Annotated in this window: 22 protein-coding genes and 2 tRNA genes; 11 read left to right on the forward strand and 13 right to left on the reverse strand. The window is 66.7% G+C overall.

Annotation, left to right across the window (positions count from 1 at the left end):
• Nucleotides 1–27 precede the first annotated feature (27 nt).
• Nucleotides 28–1161 (forward strand): DUF63 family protein, encoded by a 1134-nt coding sequence (locus tag NO931_RS18305; protein ID WP_256393809.1) that lies wholly within the window; start codon nucleotides 28–30, stop codon nucleotides 1159–1161.
• 28 nt (nucleotides 1162–1189) lie between these two features.
• Here the strand turns inward: NO931_RS18305 and NO931_RS18310 are convergent, their stop codons facing one another.
• The 5 genes from NO931_RS18310 to NO931_RS18330 all read right to left on the reverse strand — a co-directional run bounded on the left by NO931_RS18310 (nucleotide 1190) and on the right by NO931_RS18330 (nucleotide 5077).
• On the reverse strand, nucleotides 1190–1360 hold the full coding sequence (locus NO931_RS18310; protein ID WP_256393810.1) for a hypothetical protein: 171 nt from the start codon (nucleotides 1358–1360) through the stop codon (nucleotides 1190–1192).
• Between the two features lie 113 nt (nucleotides 1361–1473).
• Nucleotides 1474–3192, reverse strand: coding sequence for a SagD/YcaO family ATP-dependent cyclodehydratase (locus tag NO931_RS18315; RefSeq protein WP_256393811.1), 1719 nt, complete (start codon nucleotides 3190–3192; stop codon nucleotides 1474–1476).
• A 136-nt stretch (nucleotides 3193–3328) separates the two neighbouring features.
• The gene (gene tbsP / locus NO931_RS18320) at nucleotides 3329–4147 is read right to left on the reverse strand and encodes a transcriptional regulator TbsP (protein WP_256393812.1); all 819 of its coding nucleotides are present in this window, start codon (nucleotides 4145–4147) and stop codon (nucleotides 3329–3331) included.
• A gap of 361 nt (nucleotides 4148–4508) precedes the next feature.
• Nucleotides 4509–4805 carry a PRC-barrel domain-containing protein gene (locus tag NO931_RS18325; RefSeq protein WP_256393813.1) on the reverse strand — a complete coding sequence of 99 codons (297 nt, stop codon included), beginning with the start codon at nucleotides 4803–4805 and terminating at the stop codon, nucleotides 4509–4511.
• 68 nt (nucleotides 4806–4873) lie between these two features.
• Complete coding sequence (locus NO931_RS18330; protein ID WP_256393814.1) at nucleotides 4874–5077, reverse strand: hypothetical protein; 204 nt, start codon at nucleotides 5075–5077, stop codon at nucleotides 4874–4876.
• Between the two features lie 118 nt (nucleotides 5078–5195).
• Between NO931_RS18330 and NO931_RS18335 the strand changes: the two genes are divergently transcribed.
• The 3 genes from NO931_RS18335 to NO931_RS18345 all read left to right on the forward strand — a co-directional run bounded on the left by NO931_RS18335 (nucleotide 5196) and on the right by NO931_RS18345 (nucleotide 8858).
• Nucleotides 5196–5723 (forward strand): hypothetical protein, encoded by a 528-nt coding sequence (locus tag NO931_RS18335; RefSeq protein ID WP_256393815.1) that lies wholly within the window; start codon nucleotides 5196–5198, stop codon nucleotides 5721–5723.
• 119 nt (nucleotides 5724–5842) lie between these two features.
• Nucleotides 5843–8428, forward strand: coding sequence for a glycoside hydrolase family 3 protein (locus tag NO931_RS18340; protein WP_256393816.1), 2586 nt, complete (start codon nucleotides 5843–5845; stop codon nucleotides 8426–8428).
• 193 nt (nucleotides 8429–8621) lie between these two features.
• Complete coding sequence (locus NO931_RS18345; RefSeq protein ID WP_256393817.1) at nucleotides 8622–8858, forward strand: hypothetical protein; 237 nt, start codon at nucleotides 8622–8624, stop codon at nucleotides 8856–8858.
• A gap of 63 nt (nucleotides 8859–8921) precedes the next feature.
• Here NO931_RS18345 and NO931_RS18350 read toward each other — a convergent pair whose 3' ends face one another.
• The 3 genes from NO931_RS18350 to NO931_RS18360 all read right to left on the reverse strand — a co-directional run bounded on the left by NO931_RS18350 (nucleotide 8922) and on the right by NO931_RS18360 (nucleotide 10733).
• Nucleotides 8922–9389, reverse strand: coding sequence for a GNAT family N-acetyltransferase (locus tag NO931_RS18350; RefSeq protein WP_256393818.1), 468 nt, complete (start codon nucleotides 9387–9389; stop codon nucleotides 8922–8924).
• Nucleotides 9390–9579: 190 nt separating this feature from the next.
• Nucleotides 9580–9654 (reverse strand) — tRNA-Thr (locus NO931_RS18355).
• Nucleotides 9655–9746: 92 nt separating this feature from the next.
• On the reverse strand, nucleotides 9747–10733 hold the full coding sequence (locus tag NO931_RS18360; protein WP_256393819.1) for a class I SAM-dependent methyltransferase: 987 nt from the start codon (nucleotides 10731–10733) through the stop codon (nucleotides 9747–9749).
• A 197-nt stretch (nucleotides 10734–10930) separates the two neighbouring features.
• Between NO931_RS18360 and NO931_RS18365 the strand changes: the two genes are divergently transcribed.
• Complete coding sequence (locus NO931_RS18365) at nucleotides 10931–11389, forward strand: hypothetical protein (protein ID WP_256393820.1); 459 nt, start codon at nucleotides 10931–10933, stop codon at nucleotides 11387–11389.
• Here NO931_RS18365 and NO931_RS18370 read toward each other — a convergent pair whose 3' ends face one another.
• The 5 genes from NO931_RS18370 to NO931_RS18390 form a co-directional block, all read right to left on the reverse strand.
• On the reverse strand, nucleotides 11390–11851 hold the full coding sequence (locus NO931_RS18370; RefSeq protein WP_256393821.1) for a NuoI/complex I 23 kDa subunit family protein: 462 nt from the start codon (nucleotides 11849–11851) through the stop codon (nucleotides 11390–11392).
• Between the two features lie 25 nt (nucleotides 11852–11876).
• Nucleotides 11877–13544 carry an NADH-quinone oxidoreductase subunit D gene (locus tag NO931_RS18375; protein WP_256393822.1) on the reverse strand — a complete coding sequence of 556 codons (1668 nt, stop codon included), beginning with the start codon at nucleotides 13542–13544 and terminating at the stop codon, nucleotides 11877–11879.
• 21 nt (nucleotides 13545–13565) lie between these two features.
• A complete protein-coding gene (locus NO931_RS18380) occupies nucleotides 13566–14318 on the reverse strand; it encodes an NADH-quinone oxidoreductase subunit B (RefSeq protein WP_256393823.1) in 753 nt (250 codons plus the stop codon).
• 7 nt (nucleotides 14319–14325) lie between these two features.
• Complete coding sequence (locus tag NO931_RS18385) at nucleotides 14326–15267, reverse strand: thiamine pyrophosphate-dependent enzyme (protein ID WP_256393824.1); 942 nt, start codon at nucleotides 15265–15267, stop codon at nucleotides 14326–14328.
• A 138-nt stretch (nucleotides 15268–15405) separates the two neighbouring features.
• Nucleotides 15406–16575 (reverse strand): Lrp/AsnC family transcriptional regulator, encoded by a 1170-nt coding sequence (locus tag NO931_RS18390; protein WP_256393825.1) that lies wholly within the window; start codon nucleotides 16573–16575, stop codon nucleotides 15406–15408.
• Nucleotides 16576–17529: 954 nt separating this feature from the next.
• Between NO931_RS18390 and NO931_RS18395 the strand changes: the two genes are divergently transcribed.
• The 6 genes from NO931_RS18395 (at nucleotide 17530) to NO931_RS18420 (ending at nucleotide 22873) form a co-directional block, all read left to right on the forward strand.
• Nucleotides 17530–18099, forward strand: a complete 570-nt coding sequence (locus NO931_RS18395) for an FxsA family protein (protein ID WP_256393826.1) — start codon at nucleotides 17530–17532, stop codon at nucleotides 18097–18099.
• Nucleotides 18100–18230: 131 nt separating this feature from the next.
• A tRNA-Ile gene (locus NO931_RS18400) sits at nucleotides 18231–18304 on the forward strand.
• 244 nt (nucleotides 18305–18548) lie between these two features.
• Nucleotides 18549–18962 (forward strand): hypothetical protein, encoded by a 414-nt coding sequence (locus NO931_RS18405; RefSeq protein WP_256393827.1) that lies wholly within the window; start codon nucleotides 18549–18551, stop codon nucleotides 18960–18962.
• Between the two features lie 504 nt (nucleotides 18963–19466).
• Nucleotides 19467–20399 (forward strand): NAD-dependent epimerase/dehydratase family protein, encoded by a 933-nt coding sequence (locus tag NO931_RS18410; protein WP_256393828.1) that lies wholly within the window; start codon nucleotides 19467–19469, stop codon nucleotides 20397–20399.
• A 124-nt stretch (nucleotides 20400–20523) separates the two neighbouring features.
• Complete coding sequence (locus tag NO931_RS18415; protein WP_256393829.1) at nucleotides 20524–21675, forward strand: lysylphosphatidylglycerol synthase transmembrane domain-containing protein; 1152 nt, start codon at nucleotides 20524–20526, stop codon at nucleotides 21673–21675.
• A 43-nt stretch (nucleotides 21676–21718) separates the two neighbouring features.
• On the forward strand, nucleotides 21719–22873 hold the full coding sequence (locus NO931_RS18420) for an alpha-1 4-glucan-protein synthase (RefSeq protein ID WP_256393830.1): 1155 nt from the start codon (nucleotides 21719–21721) through the stop codon (nucleotides 22871–22873).
• Nucleotides 22874–22882 lie beyond the last annotated feature (9 nt).

A 22882-nucleotide genomic window follows, 5' to 3' on the forward strand; every position in this document is an offset into this window, starting at 1 on the left:
AAACCCCGCGCATACGGGCACTCCTGTATGGACGAGCTGTCAGATCGGATCGATCCCGCCCGGGCGTGGGTCGCGGTCGCCGGGGCGATCACCACCCTCCTCGTGCTCGGCTCCGCCCTCTTTCCGAGCCGCGTCTACGCCGGCTTCCTCTGGCGGTACTACTGGGGCCCCGTGGTCGCGGACGGCACCCGCGGCGCGGAGTGTGCGGTCCGCCACAACGGCGAGACGACGTTTTACGGCTCGGTGGCGCAGTGTCAGGAAGCCGCCGGCTACGCGGCGACGCCGGGGTACACGACCGTCTCGACGGTCACGTACGCGCTGGTGCTCGTGTTCATGCTCGTCGGCGTCTACCTGCTGATCAAGCGGCTGGACTTCGACTACTCCCCGGCGACGTTCTACGCGCTCGTCCCGTTCGTGTTCTTCGGCGGGGCGCTCCGGGTCGTCGAGGACGTCAGCGTCGCCGTCGGGCCCGACTCGCCGGTGGCGATCCCGTTCCCCTTCAGCGCGCTGTTCATCAGCCCCTTCATCTACTTTACCGTGTTCTTCGTGACGCTGTCGGGGGTGCTCGGCGGCATCGCACTCGCTCGGCGCGGCGTCGTCGAGCGCTTTCAGGTGCCCCTCGCGGCGGTCGGCGCCGTCGTCCTCACGATGACGCTGGCGTGGCTGGCGTACGCGGTCCAGGCTACCGACGTGGTCGGCTTCAACGCCATCGTCCCGCTGGTCACGCTCGGCGGCGCGACGCTGTTGGCCGGCGCGACCTGGGTGGTGATCGAGCAGTTCGCGCCCCACATCAATCGCGGCACCGGCTACATGGGGCTGGTGATCATCTGGGGCCACCTCGTCGACGGCATCGCCAACGTGCTGAGTCTCGATTTCGGGCCGGAACTGGGACTGCCCGCCTACGGCCCGAAACACGTCGTCAACGGGTTCATCCACAACTTCACGCCGAAGGTTCAGCCGGCGTGGCTGACCGAAACGATCGGCGGAACCTGGCCGTTCATCGTCGTCAAGCTGGCGGCCGCGGTGTTCGTCGTCTGGGTGTTCGACGAACGGATCTTCGACGAGAGTCCGGGCTACGCGCTGCTGTTGCTGGTGACCGTGCTGGCAGTCGGTCTCGGACCGGGATCGCGCGACTTCCTGCGCGCGACGCTCGGCATCTGAACGGCGACCGCTCGTTCGGACGCCGCCCTCAACTGACTCTGTTCAGCGTCTGCTCGGGGAAGTACCGCCCACCGCAGTCGACGCACTCGGCCACCGGGACGGTCTCGGCGACGTCGACGTCGAGCGCGGCGCCGGCGATCGTCCGCTGAGTCAGGTCGCCCCCGCAGGTCGCACAGGGGAGATCGAATTCGGTCGTCACGGTCGCCTCTCCCCCTCGATTATCCCATTCATGCGTATAATTGCCACACCACGTAATCTAACGGCGGACGGGATCTTAAAACTACAGCGTTGCGGGGGTCCGAAGCCCGTCGATCAGGGATACGGATGCAGCCGCCGATCGAGCCGCGGTTCGAACCCGAGATCGTCGGGCACCGAGCGAGCGCGCTCGCCGAAGAACGAGTCGCCGGTAAAGAGCGGCTGGGCCGACGGCGCGAGCACGCGGACGACCTCGAAGCCGACGGCGTCGAGATCACGGGGCGTCAGGCGGACGCCGTAGGGCGTCAGGCCGGCGTCGGTCGCGCGCTCAACGACGGCGTCGAGTTCGGCGGCGCCCGTCGGCGCCTCGTCCGGGCCGACCGAGTCGGCGGGAATCGGCCCGCCGGCGTCGAGGAACGACCGAGCTTCCTCGGGAAACTCGGCGTACGCGCCGATCGCGCCGCTCTGCTCGGCCGCGTCGTCGGGCCCCATCGAGCGCAGCTCCATCCAGTTCTGGAGCGCCTCGGCGAGGGCGCCCCGCGCCGCCGCGACCGGATCGAGGTCGGCGTCCGAACCGACGGCGAAGCGGGGCCACTCGCCCTCGCGGTGGACGGCGACGGCGACGACGGGAACGTCGACGTCTTGCGTGACCAGCAGCGGCGTCACCGAGAGCCCCTCGCCGGCGGCGCGGCGCGCGAGCGCGTCGAACCCTTCGTCGTCGATCGCCAGTTCGAGCGGCTCGAACGTCGAGTACCACGCCAGCATCGTCGCGTCGCGCTCGATCACCTCGTACAGTCCCGAGAGCACCGCGTCGGCGGTCGAAGCGCCGAGGCCGAGCCCGGTCGTGATCGACGGCCCGAACCGGCGTTCCGGCGGCGGGAAGACGGCCTTCTCGGCAGGCAACGTCGCCGAGTCGCCGCTCGCCAGTTCCTCGCCCTCGATCCAGGGGAGGGGCTCGGCGGGATCGGCGTCGACGCCGTCGGGCAGGACGAACGCCGCGGGCGGAACGGCGTCGTCGAGCTCTGCGGGCGGAGCGCGCTCGAACTCGTCGGTCCGGTAGACGGCCGCGCCGTACCGCTCCAGGGCTTCCCCCAGCGCCTTCATGAACGCCGGGTTCCAGTCGTCGTCGACGCCGGCGGCCTGGGAGGGCGCGCTCGCGTCGCTGAACCCGTCGGTCGCGGCGAGCTGTGCGAGGTAGTACGGCGCCGGGAACGACTCGATCTCGCCGACCGAGCGGACGATCCCGACGCGCTCGTCGAGCGCGCGCTCGGCCCGCGTGAGGGCGTCCTCGACGGAGAGCGACTCGTCGTCGCGTCCGAGCGAGCGGTCCGGGCCGTCCTGCTGGCACTCGCAGTTCGGGACCGGCAGAAACTCGCGGCGGTGGTGTGGAAGTTCGACGACGCCCCCCAGAACGGTCGACTCCTCGCCCGACAGCAGGGCGACCAGTTCGCGGCCCGCGAGGGCGCCGGCCATGCGCACCGCGGCGCGATCCGCGCTCGGTTCGACCGGATCGTCCTCGGCGTTCGCCGCGACGCGGGTCCGCAGGCAGTCGTGACAGCCCGTCGAAGGGGCATAGCCCGCGACGGCAGCGTCAAGTTCGGCGACGCCGCGGCCGCCGACGCCGCCGACCTCGATCGAGAGCCACGGCGTGTTCCCGGCGAGGGCGGCGGTGTTCGCTCGCTCGAACGTCTCGGCGCCCGCGAGGTCGCAGACGACCGCGACGTCGGCCGCCTCAATCTCGCCGGCCGAGGCCGACCGGGCCTGTACGTCCACGTCGTCGAGCGCGGCCTCCACGGCACCGACGGCGGGGCCGGATCCGACGATAACAACGTCCATGCCAGTGTCTCCGTCGGTACGCCGGTAAAAGGGTCGGAATCGTCGCGCGCGCGCCTGGCTCGTCGGCCGCCGGACGCGCTGCCCGAGCGCTATCGCTCGCGATCGGGAGAGTAGAAGAATCGAGCCGCAGACCGCTTCAGTTGAGGATCGACTGGGCCGTCGTCGCGAGTTGGCCGTTGTCGGCGTCGGTCAGGCGGTCGTCGCCGAGCTTGAGGCGCAGACGCGGGCGGCCGACGTCGATCGGCACCTTCTCCGTGTCGATCAGGCCCATATCTTCGAGCTTGGTCTTCGTTCGGGAGAACGTCGCCTTGCTGGCGATGCCGACGTCCTCGCCCCACTTGCTGATGTCGTACAGCAACGCCTCGTTCTTGGCGGCGACCAGCAGGCTGATCGTCACCTCGTCGAGGCCGTCGCCGTCACCGCGGGCGGTTTCGAGCGAGTCGAGGATGTTCGTGAAGTCGTCCTCGGCTTCCGGGCTGATCTCCTCGGAGAGCGTCTCGCGAACGCGCGTGATCGGCGGCGTGCGGAGATTGTACTCGTCGGCGCTCTCCCAGCGGCTCTGGTAGGAATCGTGAGCCGACTCAACGAACCCGTCGTCGTCGGAGACGAGGCCGCCGACCTGGTTGCCGGCGTCGACCAGCGCGACGACGGCGTCGGCCGTCAGCGCCAGCGAGTTCCCGGGCGGCGACTCCGTCGTTCGTAGTTCGAGCACGCCGGCGTCGACGAGGTCGGCCGTGTTGCTCGCGACGATGAAGTCGTCCATCACGTCCTTGAGCGTCCGCTCGTCGGCGAGCAGTCGGACCAGCGGCCGGTCGTCGTCGAACGCCGTCGCCACGTCGACGAACGACTCGATCGCTTCCCGCGACGGGTTCACGAGAAACAGCTCGTCGTCGGCGTCGGCCAGCAGTTCCCGGAGGATATCGTCAAGTTGCCTGTCGAGTAAATTTGAATTCATCTCTGGGTACAGCTGAGGACCGGTTAACACTTAATTTTATTGGCCGCAATCAAGGCAGATGTTTCATTCGTTTATATTATCCGAACAATGATTAAGCATCGGCGGAGGGGAGCCCGCCGGGAGTTTTCGTCTGCTAAACCGAGAGGAGGGAAAGAATGAAGTGATATTACTTCCAAAAAATCTGATAATGAGTCACACAGAGCGCGTCCGTCGACCGAGAGCGGAGGTCGACCAGCGGCGACCGGCGACCGGCGCGGCCGGCGGCAGCGCCTACACCGGACCCTGATCGACGGTCTCGGGCGTAGTGACGAAACGGGAACGCGCGAGACTGCGACGGTGCGTCGAAAAGCAGGTCGACCGTTCAGACGACGACCTCGTCGGCGCCGTCGTCCTCTCGCGGACGGAGTCGCTCGATGATGTCGTTGATCAGCACCACGTCCCCCACGGAGCGAACCCAGCGGTAGGGAATCAACACGCCGCGGGAGTCGCCCACGTACCCCGAGAACAGTTCCGGGTTCAGTTCGTGGAGCGCGAGCCCGGTCACCTTCTGGTTGTCGAGGTTCAGGCGAACGTCCTCCACTTCTCCGACGAACACCCCGTTGTTCGAGTACACTTCCCTGCCGACGAGGGCGGTGATCTCCTCAGATGTCGTCTCCATGTACTGGCCAAGTGAAGGTGGAAACTTAACTCTTAGTCAGACGCGCAACGATCCGCGCCACGGGGCGATCAGTTCCGGTCGGGCAACAGGTGGCTCACGTCGTGATCGCCGAGCCGCAACTCGGCGTCGTCGTCGACGCCGTCGCGAAGGATCCCGCCGAGTTCGACGAGTCGGTCGCGCAGTTCGTCGGGTTCTCCGAGGGCCTCGTCGTGCTCGTCGAGCAGTCGAATCGCGGCGACGACGGTGTCGTAGTGGTACCGGTGTGCGTCCATCGAATCGAGGTTCGGCGACGCCGCTCTTGAGCGCGACGATCCGCGGAGCGTCGGGGCGACCCGACGGTGGGACTCGGACGGGGCCGGCGACTAAGTGCGGCGTCCCGGAACAGGACGTATGGGCGACGCCGAGCGAGACTCGTCGCGATCGGGCGCCGGGCAGTCGAGTGCCGACCCGTCACGGTCGGGCGCGAGCGCCGAGTCCGGCGGTGACGACGGGGCCGGGAGCGCGGTCAGCGTGTCGCCGCCGACGCGCGACGACGCGAGCGGCTACGGGCTGGGGCTGACGATCGTCGGCGCCGTCCTTCTGGCGCTGGGCTACTACGGCGTCCTCGCGGTCCGCGAGAGCGGCGAGTTCGGACGGGCCGTCCCCGAACCGTTCTACTTCCTCGCGATCGCGGTGCTGTTCGTCCTCGAACTGCTCAACAGCCGCCGACTCGGCGCCGTCGCGCTGGCCAGGGCGCTGGCGTTCGCCGCGGTGTACGGTACGCTCGTCGTCTTCGCCGTGGAGGGCGGAGCCGCGCTCTGGGCCGCTCCCGAGATCGCGCTCGAGGGCTACGGGGGCGTGACGGTGTTGGCCGGCGCGCTGGTCGTCTCGGCGCTGGCGTACGTCGGGTACCTGACCGTCGTCGACCGGGACGGGTAGGGCACCGACGGTAGCGCGCCGCGTCGTTCGAGTTGATCGGCAATCGAACGAGACTATCACGACAAAAATAGATTATAGACCGAATAACAAACCCGTCCGGACGGGAATGGCTCTCTGCCATGCCACACGACAATGACGGTCACGACGAGGCATCGAAAGCGGACGCGTCGCGGCGAACGTTCATGAAGGCGACGGGGGCGGCGACGGCGACGGCGGCGATCGGCGCCGGCGAGGCCGCCGCGGGCGGCGACGACCACGAAGACGACGTAGACGAACTGCTCGACTCGCTATCGCTCGAACAGAAGGCCGCCCAGATGACGCAGGTCGCGATCGGGACGTTCGACCCCGATTCGGACGCGATCCCGGATAGCTTCGGCGTCGACACGCTCGGCGAGTACTTCTCGAAGCTCGGCGTCGGGTCGATCCTCTCGGGAGGCGCCGAACCGCCGAGCTTCGACGCCCAGACGGTCGTCGAAGGGATCAACGACCTTCAGGCGTACAACCTCGAACACGCCGACCACGGGATTCCGTTCCTCTACGGCGTCGACGCGACCCACGGCAACGTCCTACTGGAGGGCGCGACGTCGCTGCCCCAGCGACTGAACATGGGGTCGACGCGGGATCCGGAACTCGTCGCCGAAGCCGAGCGCCACACGAGCGACGCCACGGCGGCGATGGGCGCCCACTGGACGTTCGCGCCGACGACAGATCTCCAGCGCGACCCGCGCTGGGGCCGGTTCTTCGAGGGGATCAGCGAGGATCCGAAGTTAGAGGGCGACGTCTCGCGTGCGCGCGCTCGAGCGCTGGAGGACGACGACCGGATGGCCGCCTGCGTCAAGCACTTCGGCGCGTACTCGATCCCGAACAACGGCAACGATCGGGCGCCGGCGTCGACGTCGATGCGGGATCTCCGGACGAACCTATTCCCGCCGTATCAGGAGGCGCTGGAGACCGAACCCGGCACGGTGATGGTCAACAGCGGCGCGGTCAACGGCAAGCCCGCCCACGCCTCCCACTGGCTGCTAACCGAGGTGCTCCGCGAGCGCTACGGGTTCGAGGGGCTGATCCTCTCGGACTGGGACGACCTCTATCGGATGCTCTCGAACCACGACTACGCGCCCGACTTCCGGACCGCGACGAAGGAGGCGATCAACGCGGGCGTGGACATGTACATGATCGGCAACGGCGGCACCGCGCCGGGGCCGGTCCAGTTCATCGATACCGTCGTGAGCCTGGTCGAGGACGGCGAGATCCCGATGGAGCGCGTCGACGACGCGGTCCGGCGGATCCTCGAGCTGAAGGTCGATCTGGGCCTGTTCGAGGAGCCCACCGTCGACGAGTCCCGCATCGGGGGCGCCCTCGGCGGCGCACAGGAGGCCTCCGAGCAGCTCGCCAAGGAGTCGATGGTCCTGCTGGAGAACGGCGACGAGACGCTCCCGCTGTCGGGCGACGAGGACGTGCTGCTGACCGGCCCCGGCGTCGACGGGAACGGCAACAACACCCGGGCGCTGATGCAACACGGCGGCTGGTCGCTGGGCTGGCAGGGCCCGAGCGCGGGCGGCCCCTACCCGCGCCAGAACCTGCTCGTCGACGAGCTGGAGAGCCGCGTCGACGACCTGACCCACGTCCCCACGACCTACGAGAACTCGACGTGGTGGGCCGGCCAGGGCGACGGCCAGAACCAGCAGAGCGACGAGAACGGGAACTTCGACTTCACCGACGAGCAGGAAGCCGACGTCCGGTCGGCCGCGCCGGACGCCGACGCCGTCGTCGTCGTGATCGGCGAGGGGTGTCACAACGAGGGGTTCGGCGACCGCGACGAGCTCGTCCTCGACGAGGCCCAGCAGGAACTCGTCGACGTCGTCGACGAGGAGACCGACAACGACACGCCCGTCGTCGGCGTCATGCTCGCCGGCGCGCCCCGCGGCGAGTCCGAGACGTTCGATCAGCTCGACGCTCTCCTGTTCGCCGGTGAACCCGGCAGCGACGGCGGCGTCGCCATCGCGGAGACGCTCGTCGGCGAGTACAACCCCTCGGGCAAGCTCGCCTTCAGCTGGCCCCGGAACCCCGGAACGCCAGTCGGAACGGTCCCGATGCCGTACAACCGCTACCCGCCGACGTCGACGGGCGCGACCGACAACACCCCGCTGTACGAGTTCGGCCATGGGCTGAGCTACACCGACTTCGAATACTCGAACCTCTCGGTGACCCCCAGTTCGGTCAAAGACCCCGCCAAGGCCGAGACGGTGACGGTCAGCGTCGACGTCGAGAACACCGGGGACGTGGCCGGCGAGCACGTCGTCGAGGTGTTCAACACCCAGTCCTACGGCTCGGTGCTCCAGCCGCTCCGCCGACTGCTGGGCTACGAGCGGATCCACCTCGACGCCGGAGAGACTCAAACCGTGAAGATGGAGGCCGACCTCTCGGCGCTGGAGGTCGTACCCGGCGACGTGCCTGCTATTCAAGCCAAGATCGTCGAGCCGGGCGACTACGAGCTCTCGGTCGGCGATCTGACGTCGACGCTGACGATCAAGAGTGCCGGGTCGATCACCGGCAACGGCCCGCTGGTGAGCCTCTACGACACTGACGACGACGGCCACATCACCGGGAAGGACATTCGAGAGCTTCTCGGGAACGTCTGGAAGGACGACGATCACGGGCGAGGCAAAAAGAAGGGCCACGACAAGGGACACGGACACGACTGAGCGATCGGTGGTAGCCTGCTCTCGACGCCGGTCCGGCGACGAAGAACGACGCCGTCGCCGGTTCGATTCGGACGCCGCTCTACCGGTCGTCCCCGCGGGACGCCGTCGGACGGGCCGTGTAACTCCGATCCTCAAACAATTACTCGCAGTGAAATTGTGGGCTATTAATTAGGTAAGATACGCTACTGACCACATGGCGATTTCTCAACGCCAGAGCGAGGTCGTCGGTGATCAGCGCCTGCAGCGGGGACCCGAGGGGAACGATCCCGAATATCTCTGTTTGCGCTGCGGTGGCGCCCGAGTAGAGTTCGTCGGGACCGACCGGTCGCCGGCCTACGCCTGTCCGAACTGCCGGCGGACACACACGATCGACGGCGAGCGGTACGAACCGCCCGAAGTTCGGCAGTACTCGCACCGATATTCGGACTGAGCCGACGCCGCGTCGCGACATCCTTTCGCCACTGACCCGGCCGCACGGCGGCTGGGCGGTCGGCTACTCCAGCGGTTGCGCGTAGTCGACCTGCTTCGGTCGGAACTCCGCGTCGCGGTAGAACCGGCGCGCGTCGTCGTTGTGCCAGTCACAGGAGACTTTGAGGTGATCGCAGCCACGGTCGCGAGCGATCTCTTTCACGCGTTCGACGACCGTCGTACCGTGGCCCTCATTCCGATGAGCTTCGTCGATCGCGAGATTCACGATGCGGAGGTATCGTGAATACTGTCGCGAGGGGTGCTGTCCCTCGCGGAGCGTGACGAAGCCGATCGTCTCGTCGTCATCGACGACGAGGTAGTCCGCGACATCCTCGTCGTCCAGATGCGCGCGGAAGCCGTCCTCGGGAACCTCGTCGATGTCCGCGTCGGCGAGCGCGTTCAGATCGTCGTACGCTTCCATCGCTTTCGCGAGGTCGTACCATCGGGTTACGAGCGCGTCGAGGTCCTCCGCAGTGGCTTCGACGAGGTCCATACGCCCTCGTTCGCAGCGCGTATTTTTAAACTCCGGATTGCAGGCTACTCGCACTGCTCCCGAGTCCGTGAGTTCGCAGCGAGAAGAGCCGGTGGGGGGATTTGAACCACGGTCGCAGCAAAGCTGCTCTCTGATTCAAATACCCAACGAGACATATTTGTCGCTCGCGGGGTTGCTCGCGGCAAAAGTAAGCCGGTGGGGGGATTTGAACCCCCGGCCTATTCCTTACGAAGGAATCGCTCTAGCCAGTCTGAGCTACACCGGCGTGCTGTGTGCATCAAAATATACGCCCGATGGATTGCTTAAGGGTTGCGAAGTCGCACGCCCGCTGCCCGATGTCACCGTTTCGCACTCGCTTCATTCCCTCGCCGTGAGCCGAACGTCCAGACAGACGTTCAGCTCGTGGGGCGCGTAGGATCGCACTTCGTGGCGGTTCTCGACGATCACCTCGTACTCCGGTTCGGCGGCCGCGCGGATCGCCGCCTCGCCGGGGCCGAAGGGGTCGTCCTCGTGCTGGATGTCGTAGAAGTGGAGCGTGCAATCGTCGCCGGCGATCCTCACCGCGGCGTCGAGGAACTCGTCGGCGCTGTGGGGCAGGTTCATCACGATCCGGTCGGCCCAGCCCTCGTAGTCGGGCGCAATCTCGCGGACGTCGCCCGCGATCGCGGTTGCCTGGTCGGCGACGCCGTTGCGTTCCGCGTTCTCCCGGAAGTACTCGATCGCGCGCACGTTGACGTCCGCCCCGACGACCGTCGCGCCGCGCTCGGCGGCGGGGACGGCGAAGGGGCCGACGCCGGCGAACATGTCGAACACGCGCTCGTCGGGCTCGATCTGCTCGGTGACGCGGTGGCGCTCGGTCGCGAGTCTGGGCGAAAAGTACACTTCGGCAAGGTCGACCGCGAACTCGCAGCCGTACTCGCGGTGTACGGTTTCGGTCGAGTCGCCGGCCAGCAGGTCCCAGTCGCGGACGCGCTGCTCGCCCTTGATCTTCGAGGCGCGATTCAGCACCGTCTCGACGGGCAGTGCCGACGCGACGACGGCATCGGCGATCTCGCGGGCGCACTCGGGGTCGTCCTCGTCGAGGATGACGACGTCGCCGAGACGTTCGAGGCTCGGATCGTAGCCGAGGATGTCGGCGGGCATCTCCGGCGTCGAGCGCTCGGGGAGATCGCGGCTGACGACCTCGAACTCCTCGGGTACGGCGTCGGGATCGGTCACGGGGATGTAGAGGACGCCGTCGTCGGCGTCGATCTCGACGTCCTCGGCGACCAGGTCGGCGTCAGCGAGCGCGCGGCGCGTCTCCTCGCCGCGCTCGCGGGCGACTCGCACGCAGGGCGCTTCCATGTCGAGTACTGGTCGCCAGCCCGAAGTAACGCTTGCGAACCACCTTCTTTGCGTCGAGGTTACTCGTTACGCTCGGGAACCACTCCGAAACCGTGGGCGAAAACGGCCGGCGCCGAGCGACGCGAGATACCGGTGATTCGGCTCGCGCCACAGCTAAAGGCCGAAAACTGATACCGCTGTGACCCGACGGCGCACACGTGCCCCCGTCACTGCCCTCTCGAACCGAAGCGGGGACGCTCGCCGCCCTGACGCTGACGGTCGTCGGCGCGTGGCTTCCCTGGGTGCGGAAAATCCCCGTTCGTACCGCCGACGGATCGCTCATGTCTACTAGCGAACTGGTGCAGGGACTTCGACCCGGGATACACGGACTCGACGGGTTCGTGATCGTCGGCGCCATCGTTGCGGCCCTGGGGACGCTACTCGCCCGCTGGTACGACGTCTCGCCGGCTCCGTTTCTCGTCGCGGCGTCCGTCCCGATACTGTGGGCCGCGGGAACCATGCTCGCCGAATATCGATCCGTCGCGCGGTACGAGCCCGAACTCGGCGTCTACCTGACGCTTACCGGGGGACTCGCGCTTCTCGTGCTGGGCGCCGCTCGCGGCGTCGAGGTCGCAGTTCGACGCCGACGCGGCGAGCACGCGGGCCCTTCCACCTGATCACTGATAATCGACCGTCCCCTCCCCTTCGCCGATCCACGCGCCGCGATCCGGTTCCCGAGACTCCAGCGGATCGATGTCCTTGAACCACGGCACCGTCTTCAGCTGTTCCTTGTTGTACACCAGATCGTCCTTGGTGTCGCCGGTGAACTCGAAGTTCTGCGTGAGGAGGATCGCGTCCACCGGACAGACCTCCTCGCAGAGTCGGCAGTAGATGCACTGTCCGACGTGGAGGTTGTACTGTTCCGGATTGCGCTGCTCGTCGGTGACGATCTGGATGGTGTCGTTCGGACAGACGTTCTCGCACTGCCGACACCAGATACAGCGCTCTTGGCTAAACTTGTGGATCCCCCTGAATCGCGGCGACACTTCGGGCGCGTCCTCGGGGTACTCGACGGTGAACGTGTTGCCGTCGAGCGCGTGCTTCATCGTCGTCGCCATCGATTTGAGCAGTCCGATCATCGTCGCGAGTCCTCCGTTCGGTGGGTCATCGGTCCACGCTCCCGAGCACGATGTCGAGGCTCCCCAGCGAGGCGATCATGTCGGCGACGTACTCGCCTTCGGCCATCTCCGGCAGCGCGTGGAGGTTGTGGAAACACGGGCTGCGGATCTTGAACCGGGCGGGCTTGTTGGTGCCATCCGAGCGAATGTAGACGCCGAGTTCGCCTTTGGCGATCTCGACGGTCTCGTACACCTCCTTCCCGGCCTCGGGGCGGAGCGTCCGCGGGACGTTGCTCTGGATCTCGCGCTCGTCCTCGGGCCAGTCCTCCAGTAGATCGATGCACTGGTCGACGATCCGGGCCGACTCCTCGATCTCGCGGAGCCGGCACATGAACCGCGAGTAGTTGTCGCCCTCGGTCGCCGTCACGACGTCCCAGTCGAGCTCGTCGTAGTAGCCGTAGGGGTCGTCGCGGCGGACGTCGTAGTCGACGCCCGAGGCCCGACCGACCGGGCCGGTGCAGCCGTACTGCTTTGCGGTCTCCTCGGAGATGACGCCGGTGTCGATCGTCCGGTACTGGAAGATCTCGTTCTCGGTGAACAGGTTGTGGTACTCGTCGATCGTTCCGGGCAGGTCGTTCAGGAAGTCCCGCACCTTGTCGAACCACTCGTCGCGGGGCTCGGGCAGGTCCCAGGCGACCCCGCCCAGCCGGAAGTAGTAGAACATCATCCGCTGCCCGGTCAGATCTTCGAGGATATTTTGCACCTTCTCGCGGTCGCGCATCGCGTACATGAAGATCGCCGTGAAGTCGCCGTACGTGTCCAGCGCGAACGTCCCGGCCGCCAGGAAGTGCCCGAGCATCCGGCCGAGCTCGGTCGCCATCGTCCGGAGCACCTGCGCGTACTCCGGAACGTCGAGGTCCGCGAGGCTCTCGATCGCTCGCGCGACGCCCCACTCGTTGGGCATGTTGGCCGTGTAATCCCAGCGATCGGAGTAAGGAATGATCTGGTAGCGGTAGGTTCCCTGTTGGGCCATTTGCTCCTCGCAGCGGTGCAGGTAGCCGATGTCGGGTTCGAGGTCCGCGACCGTCTCACCGTCAAGCACGGTCTTGAGGTGCAGGACGCCGTGGGTCGCGGGGTGGTGGGGGCCGATGTTGACGAACATCGTGTTCGACCCCTCGGGGTTGTGGTGGTCCTGCAGCGGATTCTCGTGGGCTCGGTAGGCGACGATCTGGGGCTTGTCCTGATCGTAGTCCAGCGAGAGCGGGTGGCCAGTCCAGGTTTCGGGCAGGAGGATCCGCTTGAGGTCAGGATGGTCCTGGTACTCGATGCCCACGAGATCGTAGGCTTCGCGCTCGTGCCAGTCCGCCGTGCGGAAGACGGGCTCGGCGCTCTCGCTGACCGGGCCGGTCTTCGAGGCGGGGACGATCACGTTGACCTCCTGGGTCGGATCGTCGAACTTCCGCATGTGGTAGATCGACTCGTAGCGGTCCTCGTACTCCTGAGCGGTGAGACACGAGAGGTGATCGAAGCCGGCCTCGTCCTTGAGCGTCGAGAGCACGTCCTGAACGGCGTCGGGCCGGATCACGACCCCGCCGGCGTTGACGTGATCCTCGCGTCCGATGACGTGCTCGCCCAGCAGCGCTTCGAGTTCGTCGTAGTCGATCTCGTCCTCGGCCGTGACGCCGACGGGCGGCGTCTCCTCTTGTCTACTCATGGTGACTCGTAGCGTGTCCGGTCATGGCGAATCGGCCCAGTTGTACCGCATCACGAGGTCGTCCTCGTCGATCTGGTCGGCCAGTTCGTCGACGACCTCGTCCTTCGGCAGGTCGCCGAACTGTTCGAGCTCGTAGGGCTTGACGACCACCGGCGAGGACTCGCCGTTGGCGATGCGCTCCTGCAGTTTGACGACGCCGTAGACCAGCGCCTCGGGCCGGGGCGGACAGCCCGGAATCTGGATGTCGACCGGAATCGCCTCCTCGGCGCCCTTGACGACGTTGTACCCCTGCTGGAACGGGCCGCCGCTGGCGGTGCAGTTGCCCATCCCGACGACGAACTTGGGCTCGGGCATCTGGTCGTAGACGCGCTTCATCCGGGGCGTGAACTTCGAGACGATGGTGCCCGGGACGATGATCACGTCGGCCTGTCGCGGGCTGGCCCGCGGGACGCCCGAGCCGAAGCGGTCGAGGTCGTGCTTGACCGCGTACGTGTGCATCATCTCGATGCTGCAGCAAGCGATGCCGAACTGCAGCATGAACATCGAGGAGCCCCGCACCCAGTTCATGAACGTGTCGAACTTGGTGAGAATGAACGGGACGGAGCCGAACGCCTCGCGGAGCCGCGAGTTGAAACGGTCGTCGACGCCCGGCCCGGTGCGGGCCTCGCGGCGCTCGGCCTCGGGATCGGTGCTCTCGTAGATCGCGTCGCGCGGCGCGCCGCCGCTCGTCCCCGGCGTCGAGTCGGGGGCGCCGTTGCGTGGTGAGTCGCTCATCTCGCGATCAGGTGTGCCTGTCGAGCAGGTCGTAGGAGCGTTCGGCGTCCCAGTCGTACTCGTCGTCCATGTACCGCTCCGCGAGCGGTTCGTCGGGCATCTCGCCGATCGCCCGCTTTTCCTCCTGGTAGGACGGCCGATCCTCGTCGACGAAGTACCGGCCCGTCAGCACTGTGCCCTCGTTGAGCGCGTCCTCGGTCTCGTACATCATCTCCTGGGCCTCGCGGCGGTCGGTGACGTCGAAGTCGTAGTCGTCGGACTCCTGGACGTCGATGTAGGGGACGTACTGTCTCGCGTCCTTGTTCCAGGTCGGACACTGGGTCAGGAAGTCGATGTGGGCGAACCCGTCGTGTTCCATCGCCTCAACGAGAATCTCCTTGGCCTGGTTCGGGTTGACCGCGGCCGTCCGCGCGACGTACGAGGAGCCAGCGGTCAGCGACAGGCTCAGCGGCCGCAGCGGGTTCTTCGCGCTCCCGCCCGGCTGCGTCTTGGACTTGTGACCCTTCGGGCTCGTCGGCGAGGTCTGGCCCTTGGTGAGCCCGAAGATTTCGTTGTTGAACACGATGTAGGTCATGTCGTGGTTCTCCCGGGCCGTGTGGATGAAGTGGTTCCCGCCGATGCCGTAGCCGTCGCCGTCCCCGCCCGCGGCGACGACCTCTAGCCCGTCGTTTGCGAGCTTGGCCGCGCGGGCGATCGGCAGCGAGCGGCCGTGGATCGTGTGGAACCCGTAGCTGTCGAAGTAGCTGTTGAGCTTGCCCGAACAGCCGATGCCGGTGACGACGAGCGACTCCTCGGGCGAGCGGCCGATTTCGGCCATCGCCCCTTTTAGCGCCTTGAGGACGCCGAAGTCGCCACAGCCCGGACACCAGGTCGGCTGGGGCTCGATCCCGGGCGTGAACTCGTCGCGGTCTATCTCCCGGTCCTCTCCGATCGCGTTGAATGCGCTCATGATTTCGTGAATCCCCCGTTCCGCAGTTCGGCCGTCGTTCGTCGTACGGTCCCGTACCTGAGTCGACGCGCTGAGTCCCGTTAACTGTTGGCCCGCTAACAAGTGACGCGCAAGCGTCGCGCAAGCGTCCGGGTGGTATCACCCGCGCTCGCGGTCGTGGTAGTAGATCGTGATGGCCGCGACGTCGTCGATCTGTGTCGCGCGAATGCACGATCGGGACCGTCGCGACGGCACGATCGTCTCGCCGCCGAGGTGGACCGACCGGCCCGCGCTCGGTTTGCCACAGACCGGACAAACGTCGTCATCAGCCGTCTCGGTCTCGGCGTCGGCATCCGTTCCGGATTGGGTGGCACCGGTTCCGGATTCGGCGTCAGCATCCGTTCCGGGCTGGGTGTCGGCGTCCGTTTCGGTCTTCGCATCGGCATCCGTCGCTCCTCCAACCCCCGGTTCGGCGTCTGCCCCGGCGTGACGCCACCGGCGCTCGCCGCGACGCTCGATCTCGGGCAGCGACTCGAACGCGGGGCGCAGACATCCCTCCCAGAGCGCCTCGGGCGTCTCGTAGTCCGCGTCGTAGTCGGCGTGGATGGCGGCCGCGAGTTCGTCCTCGGTCGCGGTACCGCGATCGCGTAGCAACGTCGCGGCTGCGAGGACGGCGTCCCGCTCGGCGTCCGCGGCGTCCAGCGTTTCGAGGGCGTGTTTCAGCCCCCCTCGCGGATCGGTCGGCGCGTCGAGATCGACATCCCGGCCGTTCGTGCGCGGCTGGTCGGCCGGCGCGGCGTCGTCTCGCGCGGCAGTTCCGCCGTCGCCCGCGGTCTCGTCGTAGCGCCACGTCTCGCCGTCGTCGGGCCGCTGGACGCCGGGCAGCTCGGCGAGGTACTCGCGGACGAACTGCTCCCACCACTCGTCGGGATCGGGGTAACCCGCGGGGTGTTCGTCGTACACGTCGGCGGCGATCTCGCCCGCGGTCGCCTCGTCCCAGTGCCGGAGATACGCGAACGCCGCGCGGATGGCGTCGGTCCTGTCGGGCCGGACCTGGAACGACTGGATGGCAGCCTCGACCTCCTCGGGCGTGTCGATCCGATCGTCGGCGCTCCCGTCGCCCGGCGCGCGCAGGAGATTGCGGCCGTCTCTCGTAAGGGACCAGCCTTCGCCCTTCGCGTGGACGAGCCCGTTGTCGTGGAGTTCTTGCAGGCGGTCGTCGAGGGCGTCGGGATCGCGGTCGAGCCCCTCCGCGATGGCGTCGACGCTCCGGTTGGCGTCTTCGAGCGTTTCGAGGATCGCCCTGTCCTCGTCTGTGAGCGTGGTCATACGTGACCTACGACGACGGGGACTTTCAGCGTGGGTTGCGAGGTACTGGTGTGTTGGTTCGATCGAGGGAGGCCAGGAGCGTACAGGACTCTGAAAGCCCCCGCCGCACTCTCCTGGACAACCGCTACGACTACCAACTCGGTGAAAGCCCCCGCCGTTCACGGCGCTACGCGCCGTGAGCTCGCGAGAGCTTCGCTCTCGCCCAGCGCTCGACCGGTTGCGACTCGCTGCGCTCCTCGTTGCGTCAGCGCAGCTGACGGACCGCGGTGCTTGCGTCGTCTCACCGGGCCGAGCGCGGCGGCCCCTTTCATTCCCTCCCGATCGCATCCACGTCCTCCCCAACCGACTCGCTCACTACGTTCGCTCGTCCACCGAAAGACTCGCTCCGCTCGTCTTTCGAGCCTTCGTTCACTCCGTTCACGAAGACCTCGCGCGGCGCTGTCTCGCACCGAAAGAGCAAGCTCTTTCGAGCCGTTCGCTCGCTGCGCTCGCGAAGACCATGAAGGCTCGACAGCGCGCGCCACCGCAACCGCGCGGCCGGGCGCGACTCTTGTGTTCACGCGAGCGAAGCGAGCGTGAGCTCGGAAGACGCGCAGCGTCTTCCGGTGTCGCGCCGACGGGGGAGGGCCGGGCCGCGCGTGGTCGCCCCCGGGCGACCCGCGCAATGCTGTCCTGGAGGAATGAAAGGGCGAGGCTCGGTCGCGCCGCTGGGGAGTCGTTCCGGCGGCCCTACCCGAGCGTAGCGAGGGTATCCGCCGGAACGGCCGCGAGCGAGCCGAGGGCTTTCGTAGTGTTGTTCGCTGCAGTTGCAATTGCTAGAAGCGGGCCGAGGGCTTTCGAAGCGATCCATCGTCTGATACAGCGGATGCTGGTAGAACAGGCTCGAAGACAACTGCTCCCAGCCATCCCACACCGATGTTAAGCGTTATCCGGCCTGACCCGCTACTAGGCAGCATGTTCAAGCGGATCCTGGCGTTGCTGTTGCTCATCCCGCTGCTCGACGCCATCGTGCTGGTGTGGCTCGGGTTCCAGTTCAACCCGGTGCTGATCGTCGCGCTGGTCGTGCTGACCGCGCTGGTCGGGATGCTGTTCGTCCGCGCGGAGGGGCGCCGGACGATGCGCAAGATACAGCGGGCGCTGGGCGAGGGGCGCCCGCCGACCGACGAGCTGCTCGACGGCGGGCTCCTGATCGCGGCGGGCGCGTTCCTGCTCACGCCGGGGCTGGTCACCGACACGCTCGGCTTCCTGCTGGTGCTCCCGCCGTCGCGGATCGTGGTGCGCAAGCTCGCCAAGAAGTTCGTCGTGACGCCGTACCTCGACAAGAAGACCGGCGGATTCGCCTCCGGCAAGGTGTACACGTTCGGGTTCCCCGGCGACGACGGCGCCAACCAGGCCGGGAGCCAGTCCGGCGGCCAGCAGGGCGGGCAGGCGACCGACGGCGCCGGCGACGTGTACGATCTGGGGAGCGACGCCTACGACGTGGAGTTCGACGACGAGCGCGACGGGCGCTCGACCGACCAGTAGCGAGTTTTTCGAGTCTCCTGCAATCGGAGCGCCGCGGTAATCGCCCGAGGGCGTCACCTGATGACAGGGTTCGTTCGGCTACGAGAAGGAAACGCTTAAAGGCAAGTGCCCACTATCCGAAATTGCGTCGCGGGCCAATAGCTCAATTAGGTTGAGCGCTCGGCTGATAACCGGGAGGTTCGCGGTTCAAATCCGCGTTGGCCCACTTCCTTTCCACGATTTGCTCGGTAGAGGAGTAGCCGTCGAGCCGTATTCTGGCCATCGAGGAACTCGCCGGTCACGTTGCGATCGTCCAACTCGAGTAGCATTCCAGACTTGCCGGTTTTCCAGAACCGCTCGATCTCCCCGTTTATCAGAAAGACGTCGCCTTCTCGAAGTCCTTCTTTTCCCGCGACCGTGACGGTACCGTCGCCGTTGTCCCTGATTGTGTCCTCCCACTCGGTGTCGGTGTGAAGATCGGCGCCGTTGTCGTCCGCACTGGCTTCGTAAGCCTCGCCATCGACGACGAACTGGTAGGTGAATGTCTCGTCAGCGCTGGTGGACAAGATCTCGAAAGTCCGATTGTAGCTCGTCGGATCGTCTACGAGGCTGTTGGTGACGAGTTCATTGTCGAACTCCAACCGCATCCCCGAATCGCCCCCCGTACGCTCGAATTCCACGAGTTGCCCGTCGATCTGAAAGACATCGCCCTCGTGATTACCCGTCTTACCTGTCACAGTGACGGTGCCGTCGCCGTTGTCCCTGATCGTATCCTCCCACTTCCCTCCGGAACCGATGTCAGCCTGATTTCCGTCGGTCTCGGCCTCGGATACTTTCCCGTCGACGACGAAACGGAATGTCAGCGTCGAATCGTCCGTAGTTGAGAGAATCTCGAATAAACCGTCCGAGAACGGGCCCGTCTTTGAAGTTCGGTTGCCAGTTTTTCCAGCACCGTCTCCGCCGTTCGACTCGTTCGTTGGCCCAATAGTATTAGGATTATTACCTGTATCAGGAGAAACAAAATTGTCGAACTGGATAACGGTGACTACCGCCGTTATTAATAAGAGCAGAAGAATAGCTGACTGAAGCCATTTGTCGACATTTTCATCCTCCAGCCGTGACTGTACCCGACGAAAGCCTTCCAATATAGTAATTACCGCGGCGATGATCTGCAACCACTGCGGAATTGCGATCAGGTCGACCATTAGTGGGGAGGAGTTCCTCAGCGGCTTGCATCCAGTAGCACCTTGGCGAGGTCATCCCTCGAACGTCGATAGCTAGCATATGCCATGAAATAGCTCTTGTTGCGATCTTGTTGAGCCGAGCCTATACGACGCGAACGCCGCCGCTCCGGAACCGTTATTGACCTGACCGAAAACTCCCGAGGTATGACGATCACGGACGAGCGGGTCCTCGTGACGGGCGGGGCCGGCTTCATCGGCACGCACCTGGTCGATCGCCTGCTGGCAGACGACAACGATGTCGTCGTCGTCGACAACCTCTCGAACGGGTCCAGAGACCGAGTCCCCGACGACGCCGAGTTCGTCGAGGCCGATCTCACCGAGCCCGACGCGCTGGACGGCGTCCTCACCGACGACATCGATCTCGTCGTCCACCTCGCGGCGTCGAAGGTCGTCAACGTCGACGACCCGCACAAGCAGTTCCACGACAACACCCGGATGACGACCAACCTGCTCGAAGCGATGGCCGAGGCGGGCGTCGACCGGATCGCCTACACCTCCTCCTCGACGGTGTACGGCGAGGCCCCCCGGCCGACGCCGGAGGACTACGCGCCCCTGGAGCCGATCAGCGCCTACGGCACGAGCAAGCTCGCCGACGAGGGGCTACTCTCCGTGCAGGCCCACAGCCACGATTTTACTGTGTGGACGTTCCGCTTCGCCAACATCGTCGGGTCGGGGCTGCGCGGCGCCGTGATCCCCGACTTCGTCGAGAAACTGCGGGACGATCCCGAGACGCTGACGATCCTCGGCGACGGACGCCAGGAGAAATCCTACATGCACGTCACCGACTGCGTCGACGCGATGGTCCACGTCGTCGCGAACGGCGACCAGCCCGTCAACACGTACAATCTCGGGACGCGCACGACTACGTCGGTCGACCGGATCGCCGCGATCGTCGCCGACGAGATGGACCTCGACCCCGAGTACGAGTACACCGGCGGCGACCGCGGGTGGACCGGCGATGTGCCGAAGATGCGCCTCTCGATCGAGAAACTCGCCGCGCTGGGCTGGGAGCCCGAACTGTCGAGCGACGAGGCCGTCCGGCGCTCCGCCCGGGAGCTGATCGCCGAGCTGACGTGAGCCGCCGGAAACAGTCGGCCATCCGGCTCCGTCCTCAGTGAAAGATCCGGAGAGATACGACCGCTTCCCGCCGATCGAACTAGTTTTAGGTGGGCTTAAATATTAGCAGCGGACACGTGCGAGTATGGACGACCGCGACGCGTCTCCGGCGACCGGTCCTCTGACCCAGCGCCGGGTGACGCTCGCGGGCACCGCGCTGGTGCTGGTCGGCCTCGTGCTGGCGGCGCGCGCGTTCGAGGTCGACCGGATCGGCGCCGAAATCGCCGATGCGGACCCACAACTGCTCGCGCTCGCGGTCGGCGTCTACGTGGCGTCGTGGCCGCTGCGCGGCCGGCGGTACGCCGACGTGCTCGACGCGATGGGGTATCGTGCGGACACCGGCTTTCTCACGATGGCGACGTTCGCCAGCCAGACCGCCAATCTCGCGATCCCGGCGCGGGCCGGCGACGCCGTGCGCGCGCACCTGATTCAGGTGCGACGCGACGTGCCCTACCCCGCGGGGTTCGCCTCGCTGGCGGTCGAGCGCGCGTTCGATCTCGTGACCGTCGCGGCGCTCGCGGGCGGGTCGATCCTCGCGCTGGCGGCGCTGGGCGAGGCGACGCCGTGGACGATCGCCGGCGAGATGGCCGGCGGAGAACGGGCGCTGACGCTGGCGGTCGGCGTCGGCGCCGTCGCGGTGGCGGTCGCGGTCGGCGCGTTCGCCCTCGCACGCAGCGGCGTCCGGACCGGCCCGGCGCTGCGCGAGCGCGCCGCGGCGTACCCACGCGTCGAGCGTGCGCTCGACGCCGCCACGGAGTTTCTCGCGGACGTCGCCGTCGTGGCGCGGCGCCCGCGAGCGATCGCCGCGATCGGACTCGGCAGCCTGTTGGTGTGGAGCGCCGACGTGGTGACGGCCGTGCTCGTGCTGGCGGCGCTGGGCGCCGAACTCGACGCCACAGTGCTAATCGTCGTCGGGACGCTGGCGGTCAGCGTCGGCAATCTCGCGAAAGTGCTCCCCCTGTCTCAGGGCGGGATCGGGCTGTACGAGGCCGCGTTCACCGGTCTGGTCGTCGGATTGACGCCAGTCGGCGCGAGCCTCGCGCTGGCGGCCGCGATCGTCGACCACGCGCTCAAAAACGCCGTCACGCTGGTCGGCGGCGCGGTCGCCGTCGTCTCGCTGAACGTCTCGCTGTCCGAGGCAGCCGCCGACGCCGAGACGGGCGAGACCGCTCGGGAGACCGGGAGCGTCGAGAGCACGGCGACCGCTCGCGACCCGGACGCGGAATCGGCTGACTGACACCGACAGTATTTTTAGGTTGGCCTAAAGATAACCGGACAGGATGACAGCAGACATCTGCGTCGTGGTCCCGACGATCCGGGAGTACGACTGCATGCGATCGTACTTCGAGAACGCCCGCGAGCACGGGTTCGACCTCTCGCGGCTCCACGTCGTGCTGGTCACGGAGGACTTCTGTGACACCGACGAGATGGAGGCGATGTTAGCCGAGGAGGGCGTCTCGGGCGAAGTGTTCGACGGGAGCCGCCGGTCCGAGTGGTACGAGGACCACGGCGTCACGGAGTTCGAACACGTCGTCCCCGCCGCCAGTCACGCCGAGACGAGCTTCGGCCTGCTGTACATGTGGGCCAACCCGCAGTTCGAGTACGGCTTCTTCATCGACGACGACACCCTGCCCCATCCCGAGGACGACTTCTTCGGCGGCCACATGAAGAATCTCGCCTACGAGGGCGAGATCGAGACCGTCTCCTCGGACGAGCAGTGGGTGAACGTACTGTACGACGACGTCGACGAGCACGGCCTCTACCCCCGCGGGTACCCCTACTCCGCGATGGACGAGACCGTCGAGACCGAACGCGCCGAGGTAGGCGACGTCGTCGCCTCGCAGGGGCTGTGGACGAACGTACCGGACCTGGACGCGGTGCGGATCCTGATGGACGGCGACCTGCAGGGGCAGGCCCAGACCCGCACCGAGCGGGACGACTTCGGCGAGGACTTCGTCGCCGCCGAGGGCAACTACCTCACGGTCTGTTCGATGAACCTCGCGTTCGAGCGCGAGGTGATCCCCGCGTTCTACCAGTTCCCGATGGACGACAACCCCTGGGACGTCGGCCGGTTCGACGACATCTGGAGCGGCGTCGTGCTCAAGCGCGCCTGCGACGTGCTGGGCACGCAGATCTACAACGGCGGGCCGCTGTGTGAACACAACAAGGCGCCCCGCTCGACGTTCGACGACCTGCACAACGAGGTCGCCGGTCTCGAACTCAACGAACACTTCTGGGAGGTCGTCGACGGCGCCGGCGAGGACGCCGACAGCTACGCCGGCGTGTTCGAGGCGGTTGCCGAGGCGCTCGCGACGGGCGAGTTCGACGAGTACCAGAACGGCGAGTTCTTCCAGTACTGCGGCGAGTACATGCTCGACTGGCTGGACTGCCTCGACGCGATCGAGCGGCGGGCCCCAGCGACGGCGGGCGATTGAAACGACGGA

The sequence above is a fragment of the Natronoarchaeum rubrum genome (assembly GCF_024494695.1).

Bases quoted from the DNA above. Each gene is read 5' to 3' on its own strand.
- NO931_RS18305 (WP_256393809.1), top strand. From the start codon at position 28: ATGGACGAGCTGTCAGATCGGATCGATCCCGCCCGGGCGTGGGTCGCG.
- NO931_RS18315 (WP_256393811.1), bottom strand. From the start codon at position 3,192: ATGGACGTTGTTATCGTCGGATCCGGCCCCGCCGTCGGTGCCGTGGAG.
- tbsP (WP_256393812.1), bottom strand. From the start codon at position 4,147: ATGAATTCAAATTTACTCGACAGGCAACTTGACGATATCCTCCGGGAA.
- NO931_RS18325 (WP_256393813.1), bottom strand. From the start codon at position 4,805: ATGGAGACGACATCTGAGGAGATCACCGCCCTCGTCGGCAGGGAAGTG.
- NO931_RS18330 (WP_256393814.1), bottom strand. From the start codon at position 5,077: ATGGACGCACACCGGTACCACTACGACACCGTCGTCGCCGCGATTCGA.
- NO931_RS18335 (WP_256393815.1), top strand. From the start codon at position 5,196: ATGGGCGACGCCGAGCGAGACTCGTCGCGATCGGGCGCCGGGCAGTCG.
- NO931_RS18340 (WP_256393816.1), top strand. From the start codon at position 5,843: ATGCCACACGACAATGACGGTCACGACGAGGCATCGAAAGCGGACGCG.
- NO931_RS18345 (WP_256393817.1), top strand. From the start codon at position 8,622: ATGGCGATTTCTCAACGCCAGAGCGAGGTCGTCGGTGATCAGCGCCTG.
- NO931_RS18350 (WP_256393818.1), bottom strand. From the start codon at position 9,389: ATGGACCTCGTCGAAGCCACTGCGGAGGACCTCGACGCGCTCGTAACC.
- NO931_RS18360 (WP_256393819.1), bottom strand. From the start codon at position 10,733: ATGGAAGCGCCCTGCGTGCGAGTCGCCCGCGAGCGCGGCGAGGAGACG.
- NO931_RS18370 (WP_256393821.1), bottom strand. From the start codon at position 11,851: ATGATCGGACTGCTCAAATCGATGGCGACGACGATGAAGCACGCGCTC.
- NO931_RS18375 (WP_256393822.1), bottom strand. From the start codon at position 13,544: ATGAGTAGACAAGAGGAGACGCCGCCCGTCGGCGTCACGGCCGAGGAC.
- NO931_RS18380 (WP_256393823.1), bottom strand. From the start codon at position 14,318: ATGAGCGACTCACCACGCAACGGCGCCCCCGACTCGACGCCGGGGACG.
- NO931_RS18385 (WP_256393824.1), bottom strand. From the start codon at position 15,267: ATGAGCGCATTCAACGCGATCGGAGAGGACCGGGAGATAGACCGCGAC.
- NO931_RS18390 (WP_256393825.1), bottom strand. From the start codon at position 16,575: ATGACCACGCTCACAGACGAGGACAGGGCGATCCTCGAAACGCTCGAA.
- NO931_RS18395 (WP_256393826.1), top strand. From the start codon at position 17,530: ATGTTCAAGCGGATCCTGGCGTTGCTGTTGCTCATCCCGCTGCTCGAC.
- NO931_RS18410 (WP_256393828.1), top strand. From the start codon at position 19,467: ATGACGATCACGGACGAGCGGGTCCTCGTGACGGGCGGGGCCGGCTTC.
- NO931_RS18415 (WP_256393829.1), top strand. From the start codon at position 20,524: ATGGACGACCGCGACGCGTCTCCGGCGACCGGTCCTCTGACCCAGCGC.
- NO931_RS18420 (WP_256393830.1), top strand. From the start codon at position 21,719: ATGACAGCAGACATCTGCGTCGTGGTCCCGACGATCCGGGAGTACGAC.